Origin of the sequence: Arthrobacter bambusae, assembly GCF_022606295.1 — a bacterium.
Classification (GTDB): Bacteria; Actinomycetota; Actinomycetes; order Actinomycetales; family Micrococcaceae; genus Arthrobacter; species Arthrobacter bambusae_A.
The window spans coordinates 35,345-48,622 of the sequence record NZ_JAHHZS010000016.1; the positions used below are offsets into that span (position 1 = coordinate 35,345).

14 protein-coding genes and 2 riboswitches are annotated in these 13,278 nt (G+C 64.9%); of the genes, 7 read left to right on the forward strand and 7 right to left on the reverse strand.

Annotation, left to right across the window (positions count from 1 at the left end; translation table 11 throughout):
• Nucleotides 1–31: 31 nt before the first annotated feature.
• Nucleotides 32–754 (reverse strand): NUDIX hydrolase, encoded by a 723-nt coding sequence (locus tag KNN17_RS12540; protein ID WP_241709398.1) that lies wholly within the window; start codon nt 752–754, stop codon nt 32–34.
• Between the two features lie 194 nt (nt 755–948).
• A riboswitch (TPP riboswitch) is annotated at nt 949–1,085 on the forward strand.
• Between the two features lie 75 nt (nt 1,086–1,160).
• On the opposite strand from KNN17_RS12540, the gene KNN17_RS12545 reads away from it, so the two are divergent.
• The 5 genes from KNN17_RS12545 (at nt 1,161) to KNN17_RS12565 (ending at nt 7,465) form a co-directional block, all read left to right on the forward strand.
• Nucleotides 1,161–1,790, forward strand: coding sequence for an ECF transporter S component (locus KNN17_RS12545; protein WP_241709399.1), 630 nt, complete (start codon nt 1,161–1,163; stop codon nt 1,788–1,790).
• Nucleotides 1,790–3,412 (forward strand): ABC transporter ATP-binding protein, encoded by a 1,623-nt coding sequence (locus tag KNN17_RS12550; RefSeq protein WP_241709400.1) that lies wholly within the window; start codon nt 1,790–1,792, stop codon nt 3,410–3,412. The genes KNN17_RS12545 and KNN17_RS12550 overlap by 1 nt, the downstream gene beginning before the upstream one ends.
• Nucleotides 3,409–4,215: an energy-coupling factor transporter transmembrane component T family protein gene (locus tag KNN17_RS12555; protein WP_241709401.1), complete on the forward strand. Its 807-nt coding sequence runs from the start codon at nt 3,409–3,411 to the stop codon at nt 4,213–4,215. Before KNN17_RS12550 ends, KNN17_RS12555 begins: the two co-directional genes overlap by 4 nt.
• A 368-nt stretch (nt 4,216–4,583) precedes the next feature.
• Complete coding sequence (locus KNN17_RS12560; RefSeq protein ID WP_241709402.1) at nt 4,584–6,107, forward strand: UDP-N-acetylglucosamine 1-carboxyvinyltransferase; 1,524 nt, start codon at nt 4,584–4,586, stop codon at nt 6,105–6,107.
• 104 nt (nt 6,108–6,211) lie between these two features.
• Complete coding sequence (locus KNN17_RS12565; protein WP_241709403.1) at nt 6,212–7,465, forward strand: glutamate--cysteine ligase 2; 1,254 nt, start codon at nt 6,212–6,214, stop codon at nt 7,463–7,465.
• Here KNN17_RS12565 and KNN17_RS12570 read toward each other — a convergent pair.
• The 4 genes from KNN17_RS12570 to KNN17_RS12585 form a co-directional block, all read right to left on the reverse strand.
• Entirely contained in the window at nt 7,462–8,670 is a 1,209-nt protein-coding gene (locus KNN17_RS12570) for an O-succinylhomoserine sulfhydrylase (RefSeq protein WP_241709404.1), read from the reverse strand. The two genes, KNN17_RS12565 and KNN17_RS12570, sit on opposite strands and share 4 nt — an antisense overlap.
• On the reverse strand, nt 8,671–9,081 hold the full coding sequence (locus tag KNN17_RS12575) for a rhodanese-like domain-containing protein (RefSeq protein WP_241709405.1): 411 nt from the start codon (nt 9,079–9,081) through the stop codon (nt 8,671–8,673).
• Nucleotides 9,078–9,335, reverse strand: a complete 258-nt coding sequence (locus tag KNN17_RS12580; RefSeq protein WP_078107380.1) for a DUF1737 domain-containing protein — start codon at nt 9,333–9,335, stop codon at nt 9,078–9,080. The genes KNN17_RS12575 and KNN17_RS12580 overlap by 4 nt, the downstream gene beginning before the upstream one ends.
• A gap of 10 nt (nt 9,336–9,345) precedes the next feature.
• Nucleotides 9,346–9,458, reverse strand: a riboswitch (SAM riboswitch).
• A gap of 114 nt (nt 9,459–9,572) precedes the next feature.
• Nucleotides 9,573–9,932: a hypothetical protein gene (locus KNN17_RS12585; RefSeq protein WP_241709406.1), complete on the reverse strand. Its 360-nt coding sequence runs from the start codon at nt 9,930–9,932 to the stop codon at nt 9,573–9,575.
• A gap of 55 nt (nt 9,933–9,987) precedes the next feature.
• Between KNN17_RS12585 and KNN17_RS12590 the strand changes: the two genes are divergently transcribed.
• Both KNN17_RS12590 and KNN17_RS12595 read left to right on the forward strand, forming a co-directional pair.
• Complete coding sequence (locus tag KNN17_RS12590) at nt 9,988–10,419, forward strand: Lrp/AsnC family transcriptional regulator (protein ID WP_078107421.1); 432 nt, start codon at nt 9,988–9,990, stop codon at nt 10,417–10,419.
• A gap of 160 nt (nt 10,420–10,579) precedes the next feature.
• Complete coding sequence (locus KNN17_RS12595) at nt 10,580–11,611, forward strand: ornithine cyclodeaminase (protein WP_241709407.1); 1,032 nt, start codon at nt 10,580–10,582, stop codon at nt 11,609–11,611.
• Nucleotides 11,612–11,763: 152 nt separating this feature from the next.
• On the opposite strand, the gene KNN17_RS12600 is transcribed toward KNN17_RS12595, so the two are convergent.
• Together KNN17_RS12600 and KNN17_RS12605 are read right to left on the reverse strand one after the other, a co-directional pair.
• Entirely contained in the window at nt 11,764–12,291 is a 528-nt protein-coding gene (locus KNN17_RS12600) for a cupin domain-containing protein (RefSeq protein WP_241709408.1), read from the reverse strand.
• A gap of 366 nt (nt 12,292–12,657) precedes the next feature.
• Nucleotides 12,658–13,254 carry a hypothetical protein gene (locus tag KNN17_RS12605; protein WP_241709409.1) on the reverse strand — a complete coding sequence of 199 codons (597 nt, stop codon included), beginning with the start codon at nt 13,252–13,254 and terminating at the stop codon, nt 12,658–12,660.
• Between the last annotated feature and the right edge of the window lie 24 nt (nt 13,255–13,278).

The following is a 13,278-nucleotide window of genomic DNA, read 5'->3' on the forward strand; positions in this document are numbered from 1 at the left end:
GAAACAGGACCGTCCCCAGCCTAACCCCACTTCAGGGCAGTTCCGGAGCATCGGATGGCGGCTGGTGCCTCAGCCGGAAGAACTCCTGCAGGGCCCCCGGCTTTGGACGCACGGGAACGATGTCCCGGCTCTCCCCCAGCACCGCTTCCATCGTGCCGAGGGCGAGGAGCTCATCCAGCAGCGCCAAGGTGGGCGGCATGAGCTTGAGCGTTCCGGCGGCTTCGGCATCAAGGATTGCGCGGACCGGCATCCACAGGGAGGATGACGCTTCCGTGGTCTGGTGCCTTGGCTCGGCACCGGAAACCGGGCAGGCAAGGTAGAAGTAGGTGTCGAAGCGCTTGGGCTGGTCTGCCGGGGTGACCCAGTTGGCCCACGGACGGAGGGTGGCGGCGTCGAGCTTCACCCCGGCCTCTTCGAAAACCTCGCGCTGCGCGGCCGCCAGTACGCGGCCGGCGTTGAAGCGGGCGGAAGAGGGCTCGACGGCGATGCTGCTCCGGTGCCACGCGGCGGCGTGCCGCTCCACGACGTCGTCCGCGAAGTCCCAGCCGGAGCTGTCCGCTTGGTCCACCCGCCCGCCGGGGAAAACGACCATTCCCGCGGCAAAGTCCATCGTGGTCACCCGGTGCTGGACGAACACTTCCAAAGCGCGCGCCGCATCTTGAGAGCCCTCCGGAACCGCGGCGTCGCGGACCAGGATCACGCTCGCGGCGAGTCTCGGTTCGGCCGTGCTGTTCGCTTCGTCAATCCCTGCCAAGACCGCTCCTCTGCCTGCGCTTCTGCGTCACATTCTGCTGGATCATTCTCCCAGTTTCCGCGGCAGCCCGCGTCATTCCGGGCCGGACTGCGCCCAACCCGCGAGTGATCCAGCAGAATCCGCCGATTCGCGTTCCGGCACAGCGCCCGCAACCCCGTCAAGGTGTAAACTGAACCACGCCCAAAAGGGCGGATTGATGACGACAGGGGAGCGCCGCCGTCGGGCTCGCAGCAATGCGGCACGGAGGACGGGCGCTGAGAGTGCGGACAGCCGCAGACCCTCGAACCTGATCCGGCTAGTACCGGCGCAAGGGAGTCGAGTTCTCATAGTGTCCGGAACCGGCGCGGCGGAAGCCGCCCGCAGGAAACCGGAAACACTTTCCCCTCCTGTTCCTCAGGAGGACAAAATGACTGGTATTTCTGCAAAGCGGGGCCTCACCAAGCCTGCCTACAATTGGCGCGTCGTGGACATTGTCGTGGCGGCGCTGATCTCCATCGCCGGTGGCGTGATCTTCTGGGCATGGGACCAGATGGCTCTGGTTGCCACGCCTATGTCCGCCGGCTACCCGCCCCTGAGCGGCCTGATCGCCGGCGGGTGGATGATTCCGGCAGTCTTGGGCATGCTCATCGTGCGCAAGCCCGGTGCTGCGATTTTCTGCGAGACGGTGGCTGCCACCAGTGAGCTCATCATGGGTTCGCAGTACGGCACCACGGTGCTGATCTCGGGCCTGCTCCAGGGCCTCGGCGCGGAACTCATCTTCCTGGCCTTCATGTACAAGAAGTTCAACCTGCCGGTGTCACTGCTGGCCGGTGCCGGCGCGGGCCTGTTCTGCGGCCTCAACGATTCCTTCCTGCCGTGGGGCTGGAACATCGCCTACGAACCCGTCGACAAGCTCGCGTACATCGTGTTCTGCACCATTTCCGGTGCCGTTATTGCCGGAGCTTTGTCCTGGGTTGCGACACGCGGCCTGGCCAAGACGGGTGTCCTGAGCGCGTTCGCGTCCCGCAAGGCCGCTTCGGAGCCCGTCTTTTCCTGATGCCCAGTCCTGATTCCGGCACCCCTGCTGCGGTGCGACCCGCCGCCATTTCCGCCCAAGGCTGGGGCTGGCGGCACGCCGGCCGCACCACGCAGGCCATCCATGCCCTCGACCTGGACATCCGCCCGGGCGAGCGCGTGCTCCTGCTCGGCCCCTCGGGCGCGGGCAAGTCGACGCTCCTGCATGCACTGGCCGGTGTGCTGGGCGAGGAAGGGGACGACGCCGACGAGACCGGCTCGTTGCTGGTGGACGGCGTGTCGCCGAAGGCCCAGCGGGGCCGTGCCGGACTCATGCAGCAGGACCCGGAAACCCAGGTGGTGCTTTCCCGGTTGGGCGACGACGTCGCGTTCGGTGCCGAGAACCTCTGCGTGCCGCGGGAAGAGATCTGGAAGCGCGTCGGTGAAGCGCTCGACGACGTCGGGCTGCGGAATAGCGCGAGCGGCAACTTTGCGCTCGACCACCCGACGTCGGCCCTCTCCGGCGGGCAGAAACAGCGCCTTGCGCTGGCCGGCATCCTGGCGATGCGGCCGGGATTGATCCTGCTGGACGAGCCGACCGCCAACCTGGACCCCGCCGGCGTGCTGGAGGTCCGTGACGCCGTGGGCCGCTGCCTCGACAAGACCGGCGCCACGTTGGTGGTGGTGGAGCACCGGGTCTCCGTCTGGAAAGACCTCGTGGACCGGATCGTGGTGCTCCAGCCTGGCAGTTCTTCCTCTGCGGGGGGCTCGACGCCGGCGGTTCTCCTGGACGGCGATCCCGAGACGGTGCTGGTTCAGGCAAGGGACATGCTCATTGCTGCGGGCGTCTGGGTGCCCGGGTACGTCCCGGCCACCCGGCCACGTTCGGGTACAGCGGCCGGCTCGGGGGCCGGCTTCGAGGCGGGGAGCTCCGGGGCGTCGGGAGGGGAGTTGCTCCTCGCCACCCGGGAGCTCGCAGTGTCCCGTGAACGGTCGCGGCGCCGGGGTTTCACGACGATCCCGCCGCTTCCCGTGCAGTCCGGTCTCGACGCCGAGGTGCTCGCCGGGCAGGCCCTGACCATCACGGGCCCCAACGGCGCCGGAAAATCCACCTTCGCCTTGACCCTCGCGGGGCTGCTGGCGCCGGTGTCCGGCGCGGTGACTGCCGCCGTCGGGCTCAGCGACGGCGCCGGCACGGACCCGTTCAAGTGGAAGGCCCAGCAGTTGATCTCGCGCATCGGGACGGTCTTCCAGGAGCCGGAGCACCAGTTTGTCACCGGCCGCGTGCTCGACGAGCTCATGTTCGGCCCCAAGCACCTTGGCCACGGCGAGGAGCGGGTGGACGAATTGCTGGAGCGTCTGCGCCTTCGGCATCTGGTGGACGCCAATCCGTACACGCTCTCCGGGGGCGAAAAGCGCCGGCTGTCCGTGGCCACGGTGCTCGCCGCGCACCCCCGGGTCCTGGTGCTGGACGAGCCCACCTTTGGCCAGGACGCGAACACGTGGGCTGAGCTTGCCTCGTTCCTGTCCGAACTGCTCGATGCAGGAACCTCCGTTGTGTCGGTGACTCACGATCGGGAATTCAGCTCCGTCCTGGGTGGCACCGAGATGCGGCTCGAGCCTGCGCTCCGGGGCGGGGCCCGGCAGGAAGCAGGTGCGGCATGAGGGAAGCCTTGACACTGCGCGGCAACAATGCCCTCCTGACACGCGCCAATCCGTTGGCCAAGTTCGTGTCGGTCTTCCTGATCACCCTGGTGCTGGCGTTGTCCATCGACCTGGTGTCGGCTTCGACGGCGCTCTTGGGCGAACTGGCGTTGTTCCCGCTCGCGGGCCTTACCGTGCGTTTGCTCTGGCAGCGCGGCTGGCCGTTGATCATCGCGGCGATACTGGGCGGCTGGAGCACAGCGATCCTGTCGGCTGGCAGCGGCAGGACACTGCTCGACGTCGGGATCTGGTCAATCAGCGAAGGCTCGCTCCAGCTGGGAGTCGGCTTCATGCTGCGCGGCCTTGCCATAGCGCTTCCGGCCATCCTCCTGATGAGTTGCACCGACCCCACCGATCTTGCCGATGCGCTGGCACAGAAGGCGAAACTGCCGCACCGTTTTGTCCTGGGTACCTTGGCCGCGCTGCGGCTCGTGGGGCTCATGGCGGAGGAGTGGCAGACCATCGGCATGGCCCGGCGCGCGCGGGGTGTCGGCTCGCACGGAAGCCCGCCGCAACGGGTCAAGGCCATGCTCGGCCAAAGCTTCGGGCTGCTGGTCCAGGCGATCCGTCGGGCGTCCCGCTTGGCCGTGACCATGGAGGCGCGGGGCTTCGGCGGGGGACAGCGGACCTGGGCCCGCGAATCAAGCTACAGCCGCCTGGACGTCTGGGTTCTGGCCGGCGGGGTGGTCATCGCAGCCGCAGCCGTGCTCGCGGCCCAATGGGCAGGGACGTGGCACTTCGTCTGGCTGAAGCAACCCAACTAGCTCGCATTTGTTGTCGTTTTGGCGCCTCATAACGACAACAACTGTTAGTCAGTTGGGTGCGCCAGATCCAATCCAGGCGGGCGTCGTCGTCGATGGCTGCCGCCAGCCTGATCGGGTTCGGAAAGGGACAGGCCGCTTCGGGGGTTCACTCGAGAGAGGCTTTCGCGGCGGGTGCGAACCTGTCAACCCCCGGCGCTTTCGGTGCCCGGAATCCGGCGGGGAATTTTGTTGACCCCCAGGTTCGTTGTAATTCACGAGTGACCAACTTCAGACCATGAATATCGCACGAGGCGACTATTGTTCGACGGAATCGGCGTGTTGCGTCACAAAATCTCTGATCAATAGACCATCTGTGATATTTGTTGATTATGACTCAACCGACTGCCGAACATGTAGGTCTCCTTCTTCGTGACGCCCGCGGCGAAAAGGGTTGGACGCAGGGACAGCTAGCCTCGGAACTGGGCACCAGCCAAAGCGCCATTGCACGCATGGAACAGGGCAAGCAGAATCTCAGCCTCCGCATGATTGAGCGCCTTGAGTCGATCTTCGGGCGAACCATCGTCAAGGTCGGAAAACGGCAGATGACCCACCTGCGCGTGGAAGGCGGACGCACGCTCTCGGGCTCGGTGGACGTCAACAGCAGCAAGAATGCCGGCGTCGCACTGCTTTGCGCGAGCCTCATCAACCGCGGCACCACCACCTTGCGCCGGCTTGCCCGGATCGAAGAAGTCAACCGGATCGTCGAGGTCCTGACCTCCATCGGCGTCGAATGCACCTGGCTGAACGGCAACGATCTGCGCATCCGCCGCCCGGAAACCCTGGACCTCGCCTCCATGGACGTGGAGGCCGCGCGGCGAACCCGCAGCGTCATCATGCTGCTCGGCCCGCTCCTCGATGAGGCTGCCTCATACCAACTGCCCTACGCTGGCGGTTGCGATCTCGGGACCCGGACCGTGGAACCGCACATGCAGGCGTTGCGGCAGTTCGGACTCTCGGTGGAGGCCAAGTCCGGCTTCTATTCCGTGCAGGCCCCGCCGGCCGACGGCGAGGACCGCACTTTCGTGCTTACGGAGCGCGGCGACACCGTAACCGAGAACGCCATCATGGCCGCCGCGCACCGCAGCGGTACCACCGTGATCCGCAATGCCAGCCCCAATTACATGGTGCAGGACCTCTGTTTCTACCTGCAGAGGCTCGGTGTGCTGATCGACGGCATCGGCACAACCACCCTCAAGATCACGGGCCGTCCGGCGGTCGACGTCGACATCGAGTACTTCCCGTCGGAAGACCCCATCGAGGCCATGAGCCTGATCACTGCGGGCATCGTGACCAACTCGGAAGTCACCATTTGCAGAGTCCCCATCGAGTTCATGGAGATCGAACTGGCCACGCTTGAGCAGATGGGCCAGCAACTCGACATCTCGGGGGAGTATTTCGCGCGCAACGGGCGGACGCGCTTGGTTGATGTCACCACCAAGCCATCGCGATTGCGTGCGCCGGAGGACAAGATCCACCCCATGCCGTTCCCCGGGCTGAACATCGACAACTTGCCGTTCTTCGCGGTCATCGCCGGCAATGCCGAGGGCCAGACCATGATCCACGACTGGGTCTACGAGAACAGGGCAATCTACCTGACCGAGCTCAACAAGCTCGGCGCCCAGGTCCAACTCCTCGATCCCCACCGCATCTATGTCAATGGCCCCACCAAGTGGCGTGGTGCCGAAGTCGGATGCCCTCCGGCCCTCCGGCCCGCAGCTTGCCTGCTGTTGGCCATGCTGGCGGCCCGCGGCACGTCCGAGTTGCGCAACATCTACGTGATTGAGCGCGGCTACGAGGACCTGGCCGAGCGGCTCAACACCATCGGCGCGAAGATCGAGTACTTCCAGGACTGACGGCGTCGGATTCTGCACGATCATGTGATCCAGCAGAATCCTTCAGCGGCGCCCCCAAAATCTCGATCTGTCTCCGCAAGGCTGCCATGGCGCACAATTGTTCCGTGCGCACTTTTGGTGTGGAAGAGGAATTGCTGATCGTCGATCCCGTGACCGGCGAGCCGCTCGCGCTTGCCGACGCGCTCCTCGCTGGCGCTGCCGATGGTGGCCTTGAGGGCCCGGCCCACGACGGCCCCGAACCCGGACCCACCCTTGACGAGGTCGACGGCCCCGATACCGGCCTAAGCCACGAACTCAAGCTTGAGCAGATCGAAACCCAGACCCGGCCATGCCGCAGCTATGCCGAGCTCTTACACCAGATCCGCAGGGGCCGGGGCCTCGCGAGTCACGCCGCACGGCGCCACGGCGCGCGGATCGCCGCGTTGGCCACGTCGCCCGTGGATGCCGCGTTGCACACCACTCCGGATCCCCGGTATGCCATCATGCTCGAACGCTTCGGCATCACCGCACACGAACAGCTCACGTGCGGATTCCACGTCCACACCTCGATCGAGTCTCCCGAGGAGGGCGTGATGGTCCTGGACCGCATCCGGGACAAGCTCGCCGTCTTCACCGCGATGAGCGCCAACTCCCCCTACTGGCGGGGGCTGGCCACGGGCTTTGAAAGCTATCGGACGCAAGCATGGAACCGCTGGCCTTCGTCGGGGCCGTCAGCCATCTTCGGATCCCTTGCCTCCTACCGGCGGGTTGTCCGGAGGCTCATCGAAACGGGAGTGTTGCTGGACGAGGGGATGGTCTACTTCGACGCCAGGCTTTCCCGGCACGTTCCCACGGTAGAGGTCCGGGTGGCCGATGTCTGCCTCCGGGCCGAGGATGCGGCGCTCATCGCCGTCCTTGTCAGGGCCCTCGTTGAGACGTCTGTTCGTGAATACCATGCCGGAATAGAGCCGGCGGCCGTGCCCACGGCGCTTCTGCGGATGGCGTCCTGGCAGGCAAGCAACTTCGGCCTGCGCACCGAGCTGCTGGACTTCGGGACCTTCCGCCCTGAGCCCGCCGCGGACGTTGTCTGGTCCTTGGTGGAGTATCTGGAACCTGTGCTCGCCGAACAGGGCGAATTCGACTTGGTCCAAACCGGCGTGGCAGCCATCCTGGGCCGTGGCAATGGCGCCATCGAGCAGCGTGGTGTTGCCGAACGCTGGAGCGGCAGCAACGGGGGCGCGCCCGACGCCGCCGGGCTGGCCGCCGTCGTCGAGCACGCTGTCCAGATCACGATGCGCTCAGAGCGGGACGAGAGCGACACCAAGCCGCAGCCCGTCCTCACCTGGGTGCGCCAAGACTGGCGCGAAGCGCCGGGCTAGACCTGCTTGAGGGCCCGCTCGAGGTCCCCGATGAGGTCGTCCACATCCTCCAGCCCCACCGAAAGCCGCACGACGCCGTCGCTCAGGCCAATGGCTGCGCGGCCTTCCGGACCCATGGCGCGATGCGTGGTGGTGGCGGGGTGCGTGATGAGGGACTTGGAGTCGCCCAGGTTGTTCGAGATGTCGATGACGGCGAGCCCGTCCAGCAGCGCGAACGCGGCCTCCTTCGCTGATCGCCCCGCGGAGGGGAGCAGCTCGAAAGTGAGCACCGTTCCGCCGGCCTTCATTTGCTTCGCGGCGAGCTCGTGCTGCGGGTGCGACTTCAGCAGCGGGTACTTGACCCAGCTGATGGCCGGTTGTGCCTCAAGCCATTCGGCGATCCGCAACGCAGATGCCGAGGAGTGATTGACCCGCAGGGCCATCGTCTCCAGGCCTTTGGTCAGGACCCAGGCGTTGAACGCGGAAAGGGACGGCCCGGTGTGCCGCATGAGTTGCTTGACCGGCCCGTCGATGAACTCCTTGGTGCCCAGGATCGCGCCGCCCAGGACCCGTCCTTGGCCGTCGATGTGCTTGGTGCCGGAGTAGACAATCACGTCTGCGCCGAGATCGCCGCAGCGCTGCAGCAAGGGGGTGGCGAAGACGTTGTCGACGACGACCGTGGCGCCCGCCGCGTGGGCAAGCTCGCTCACCGCGGCAATGTCCACGATTTCCTGCATGGGGTTCGACGGCGACTCGAAGAACACCGCCGTTGTCGGCTCGGACAACGCGGCACGCCATTGGTCGAGGTCCGGCCCGTCGACGAAGACGGTCTCGACCCCCCAGCGCGGCAGGATCTCGTTGAGGATCACGAAGCAGGAACCGAAGAGCGAGCGGGCGGCAACCACGCGGTCACCAGCCGCCAGCAACGCACCGAGGGCGGTGAAGACAGCTGACATGCCCGACGCCGTCGCGAAGCACGCTTCGGTGCCCTCAAGCAGGCGGAGGCGCTCCTGGAAGGTGGCGACCGAAGGGTTGCCGTAACGGGAGTAGACGAAGCGTTCGTCCTCGCCTGTGAAGGCACGCTCGGCAGCCGCGGCGGACTGGTAGACGAAACCGGAGTTCAAGAAGACGGCTTCGGACGTTTCCTGGAAGTTGGTACGGTCAAGACCGCCGCGGACTGCCTGGGTGTCAGGGCTCCAGCTGGCGGCGTCAGGATTGAAAGTCACTTAGATATTCCCCAGGTTCGTCGGAAGTCCGCGGTTTTTCCAGCCATTCACGGTTCGCTCGCCGTAGCGGTCCGGTTCGCCCTCAAAGCCCTCGAGGACGTTGTAGGCGGTGTATCCGGCCTGGGTTGCGGCGATCGCGGCCGCGATGGAGCGCTGGCCGGAGCGGCAGAGGAAGACGAGTTCCGTGCCGTCCCCCTCGGGAGCCTGTTGTGTCAGCTGTTCGATGAAGCGGGTGTTGGGGATGCCGCCGGCCAGGTTCCACTGGATGAACAAGGGATCGTTTTCGGTGGCTTTGGTGTCCGGGATCCCGATGTGTGCCCACTCGCCTTCGGTGCGGACGTCCACCAAGATGGCGCCCTGCTCGAGCTTGGCCCAGGCGTCGTGCGGGCTGAGGTCGCCTGCGTAGCTCATGCGTGGCCCTCGCCGTCGAACTCTTCATCAAGCTGATCCACCGCATTGGCGACGGCGGCATCCGCGCTCGCGATCGCCGCGGGCAGGACGATGGCTTGTGCCACAATCACGTCCTTGCCGTTGAAAGTCGCGGCCGGGCTGCCGTGCAACACGTATCCCTCTGCGAGGGCGGTGGAGATCCGCTCGCAGAATTCCTTGGTGTCAGGGCCCGTGATGAGACGGTAGGAGAGTTTTTCCTCGGTGGGTTCAGGCATTGGTGCTCCTCAGTCACGCTTGCAGTTCGAAAGTGTCGATACGCCGAGTAGTCACCTGAGGCACCCCGCCGGAGAGAGGGTTGCCGACCAGCAAGTCAGGGCTTCGCGCTGGTGCTCATTACTCAAGAAGAAAAATAACACCCACGACGGCGGCCCGCATCACCGGCCGTCGTCATGTTCCGTAACCGGGAGGCGGCCGGTGGGGAGCCGGCGGGTGGGGCCACGCTGGCGCGGACCCTAGGCTTCGGTTTCTGTAGGCAGCGGGTCCAGGCTTGCCTGGACCCGGGGTGAAACGGCATCAAAGCGCGATGCTACTCCTGTGGGGGAGTGATGAAACGTGGAACCTTGATGCTTCCGGATTTCCAGCAACTCGTGCACGGATATCCCGGTGGCCGTGGCGAGTGCGTGCAGCGAGAGGCTGTTGTGATGAGCCAGGGCAAAAACCACGCCAGACAGCGCTTCGAAACCTTCTGTCTCGTAGATTTCCTTTATCAAGTTGGACATGCCGTTCGCATCATCGATTGATCCCGCTGACGCACCGGTTGCCATGGCCGTCAGCGACCACGCAGCAGAGTCGGGGCTGATGTAGATGCTCATGTCGATACCCTACGGACTCAGGCCCAGTTGGGGAATGGGCGATACGTTTATCTTTATGGCAGCACTCACCGACCTTGACCGCCAGCTCCTCTCCGCCCTCAGGGAGGACGGCCGGGCATCTGTCGCGAGCCTCGCGCGCCAGCTGGGCGTCGCCAGGGCCACCGTGAACAGCCGGCTCGAGCGCCTGGTCTCCTCCGGAACGATCGTTGGCTTCACTGCGAGGGTGCGCGACGAAGTCGATCCACTTGCGATCCGGGCTATTGCGCTCATTGCCGTGGAAGGAAGGTCGGCCGACAGGGTCATTCGCCAGCTGAGGGGGCTCCCCGAGATTTGGGCACTGCACACCACGAATGGCGGCTGGGACCTCGTGGCTGAGCTGCGCACGGAAAGCCTCAGCGACTTTGACCAAGTGCTGGGCAGGATCCGCGGGATCGAGGGGATCGTCAATAGCGAGACGAGCCTGCTCCTCAGCTCCGTCCTGCGGTAGCCGCTGGCTTGGCGGCGACAAACCTCATGAGCATTATGTTCGAAACGACTCGTCATTTTGTGCATTTTTTCAATGAAAAGTACATATTTTGGCAATTGCGGATGCATATCGCCGCTCCGTAGCCTCGTAGCAACAATGCTTATGAGGGAAAGGAGCGCACATGACGCGCTTTGTCGATGTCCGCAATATGGTCCGCTGGACGGCCGGGCGAGGCCCGGAAACCATCATTTCGGAGATGATTCAGTACTTGGAAGACGACTTCCGGCGATGGGAATCTTTTGACAAGACCCCGCGGGTGGCGAGTCACACCGCGTTTGGCGTCATCGAGCTGATGCCCACCAGTGACCAGGAAACATACGGCTTCAAGTACGTCAATGGACACCCTTCGAATCCAGCGCGCGGCTTCCAGACTGTGACAGCCTTCGGTGTCCTGTCCGATGTCCATAACGGCTACCCGACGTTCCTCGCGGAGATGACAGTGCTGACGGCGCTGCGGACGGCGGCCACGTCCGGCATGGTCGCCAAGAAACTTGCGCGCCCCGATGCACGGGTCATGGCGATGATCGGAACCGGAACCCAGTCGGAGTTCCAAGCGCTGGCCTTCCGGGCAGCCCTGGGCATCAACACTGTCAGGATCTGGGACACTGATCCGGCTGCGATGGAGAAGTTCGTCAGGAACATGGCTCCCCTCGGCTTCGACATCACCATCGCGGGCTCGGCGGCCCACGCAGTGGAAGACGCCGACGTCATCACCACGTGCACCGCGGACAAGGCCAACGCCACCATCCTGACTGCAGACCAGGTTTCTCCGGGCGTTCACATCAACGCGATCGGCGGCGATTGCCCAGGAAAGACCGAACTCGACGCTGCCATCCTGGACCTCGGCGACGTCTTTGTGGAATACGATCCCCAGACGCGGATTGAAGGCGAGATCCAGCAAATGTCCGCCGATTTTCCCGTCACCGAGTTCTGGCAAGTCCTTGGCGGTCATGCGCCGGGCCGGACCTCCAGGCACCAGATCACGGTATTCGATTCCGTGGGCTTCGCGATCGAGGACTTTTCCGCCTTGCGGTATCTCCGCGACGCCGTCGAGGGTTCGGAATTCTTCGAGGAGATCGACCTCGTCGCGAACCCCGACGACCCCAAGGACCTCTTCGGCTTGGTGCGCGCGCTCTCTCCGGTCGGATCCTGAGAAGCCCAACTGACTCGCATTTGTTGTCGTTTAGGGCGCTCTAAACGACAACAACTGCGAGTCAGTTGGGGAGGGAGAAGCCTGGTGCGCCGGCCCCAGAACCGGCGCACCAGACGTTTTTCCCGGCCAGACTGCCAGCCCGGCAGCCCGGGCTATTCCGCCGCCAGTCGCAGGATCAGCTCAGCATGCCCGGGGAACCTCATGACGAGCGACTCGATGTCCCGTGCCGTTGGTTTCGCGGAGTCAGACCTCTCGTATCCGGGTGAGACGCTGCAGCTGACCAAGGCGAACCCTGGACCGGCCAACTCGGCACCGAACCAGGTGGAGCCCGGGGCAACTCCTTGCAGCGTCTCGCCTGCCTCCGGATCCGGCCCTAACACGGTCTCGGTATAGCCAAAGTCCTGGTGTCCAAGCTCCCGGGAGAAGACGTGCAGCCTGATGGGCGTCCCCAGGTGGAAGAACCACAATTCGTCCTGCTTCAGGGCGTGCAACTGGAGGACTTCTCCTGATTGCAGCAAGTACCAGTTGGAACTGTAGAGCGGATGATCGACGCCGAAGCGCGGAGGCAGCGCCGATCCCGCGATGTCCTCGTTGCTCACGAGCGCCGGCGCGAACCAGCCGCCCACGAGAGCGGGGGACATGTCCAGCCGTTTGATCCAGTCCTCGGCGGCGGCAATCACGTGACCGGATCCTTCAGTGAGAAGCAGGCCGGGAGGCCGATGGACTTGTCGGGATCCTGGGGTCCGGGCGTGGGAAAACCGTGATTGAAATTCCAGGACGAAGAAACTGCGCTCATCATGATGCCCTCCATCAACTGTGCTGATTCCACAGCACTGTGAAACCAGGTGCCCGCCGGGCCGAGAGCCAGATCACCCTTCCCCAGCAGAGGTCACGGGACTAGTTAACTACTGCCGCCATGGCGGCACAATAGCGTTCGCCACGCTGAATTTTCCGGCCCGTGGACGGAGCCGTCGCTCCCGACGCCCGCGCCGCCGGCGTGAGAGTCACAGCCGGCGGCTGAGATAGCCGCGGCGAGCACTCCGCGGCTATTGACGGTCTCCCGGTTTCGGCGGGGGCCCGGGCGGCCGATGCGGCGGTGGCGGGCCGGGATGCGGGGGCAGGGGCACATGTTTGTGCAAATGTGGCGGATGCGGCGGATGTGGCCCCCCGTGCGGGGGTGGCGGGCCGCCGTGCGGCGGATGTGGCCCCCCGTGCGCCATCGGGAGAGGCAGGTCCGGTGCGTTCTCGCCGGAGGGGGTGTCCGCAGGCGCGAGCCCGGTATCCTCGGTATCGTTTGCCGCGGCGGCATCATTGGATTCCTGGGCCACCAGCCCGTAATAGCTGTAAAGTTCCTGTTCCTGCGTCTCCGTGATCACGCCGCGTTCACTCTCGATGCGCGGGCCGTTCTTAACTTTGTCCTTGGCGAAAGCCACCTTGATCACCGAATTAACCAGGCTGGCTCCGGAGAGCGGAGCGAAAGATTCGGCCATGCCGAACAAACCGGTCCGCACGGTGACAAAAACCGGATCCCCGGAATCGCCACTGGTGAAGACCTGCTCCACTGAGCCGATTTTCTCCCCGGCGGAGTCCACCACAATCCCTCCGTTGAGGACGATGTTGTCGATGTCCTGCAGACTGAGCATGAGGCGGATCCTTCGTGTATTCGG

What these genes read in the sequence shown, in the direction of transcription:
- KNN17_RS12545 (WP_241709399.1), top strand. Translation starts at nt 1,161, where the DNA reads ATGACTGGTATTTCTGCAAAGCGGGGCCTCACCAAGCCTGCCTACAAT.
- KNN17_RS12550 (WP_241709400.1), top strand. Translation starts at nt 1,790, where the DNA reads ATGCCCAGTCCTGATTCCGGCACCCCTGCTGCGGTGCGACCCGCCGCC.
- KNN17_RS12555 (WP_241709401.1), top strand. Translation starts at nt 3,409, where the DNA reads ATGAGGGAAGCCTTGACACTGCGCGGCAACAATGCCCTCCTGACACGC.
- KNN17_RS12560 (WP_241709402.1), top strand. Translation starts at nt 4,584, where the DNA reads ATGACTCAACCGACTGCCGAACATGTAGGTCTCCTTCTTCGTGACGCC.
- KNN17_RS12575 (WP_241709405.1), bottom strand. Translation starts at nt 9,081, where the DNA reads ATGAGCTACGCAGGCGACCTCAGCCCGCACGACGCCTGGGCCAAGCTC.
- KNN17_RS12580 (WP_078107380.1), bottom strand. Translation starts at nt 9,335, where the DNA reads ATGCCTGAACCCACCGAGGAAAAACTCTCCTACCGTCTCATCACGGGC.
- KNN17_RS12585 (WP_241709406.1), bottom strand. Translation starts at nt 9,932, where the DNA reads ATGAGCATCTACATCAGCCCCGACTCTGCTGCGTGGTCGCTGACGGCC.
- KNN17_RS12590 (WP_078107421.1), top strand. Translation starts at nt 9,988, where the DNA reads ATGGCAGCACTCACCGACCTTGACCGCCAGCTCCTCTCCGCCCTCAGG.
- KNN17_RS12595 (WP_241709407.1), top strand. Translation starts at nt 10,580, where the DNA reads ATGACGCGCTTTGTCGATGTCCGCAATATGGTCCGCTGGACGGCCGGG.
- KNN17_RS12605 (WP_241709409.1), bottom strand. Translation starts at nt 13,254, where the DNA reads ATGCTCAGTCTGCAGGACATCGACAACATCGTCCTCAACGGAGGGATT.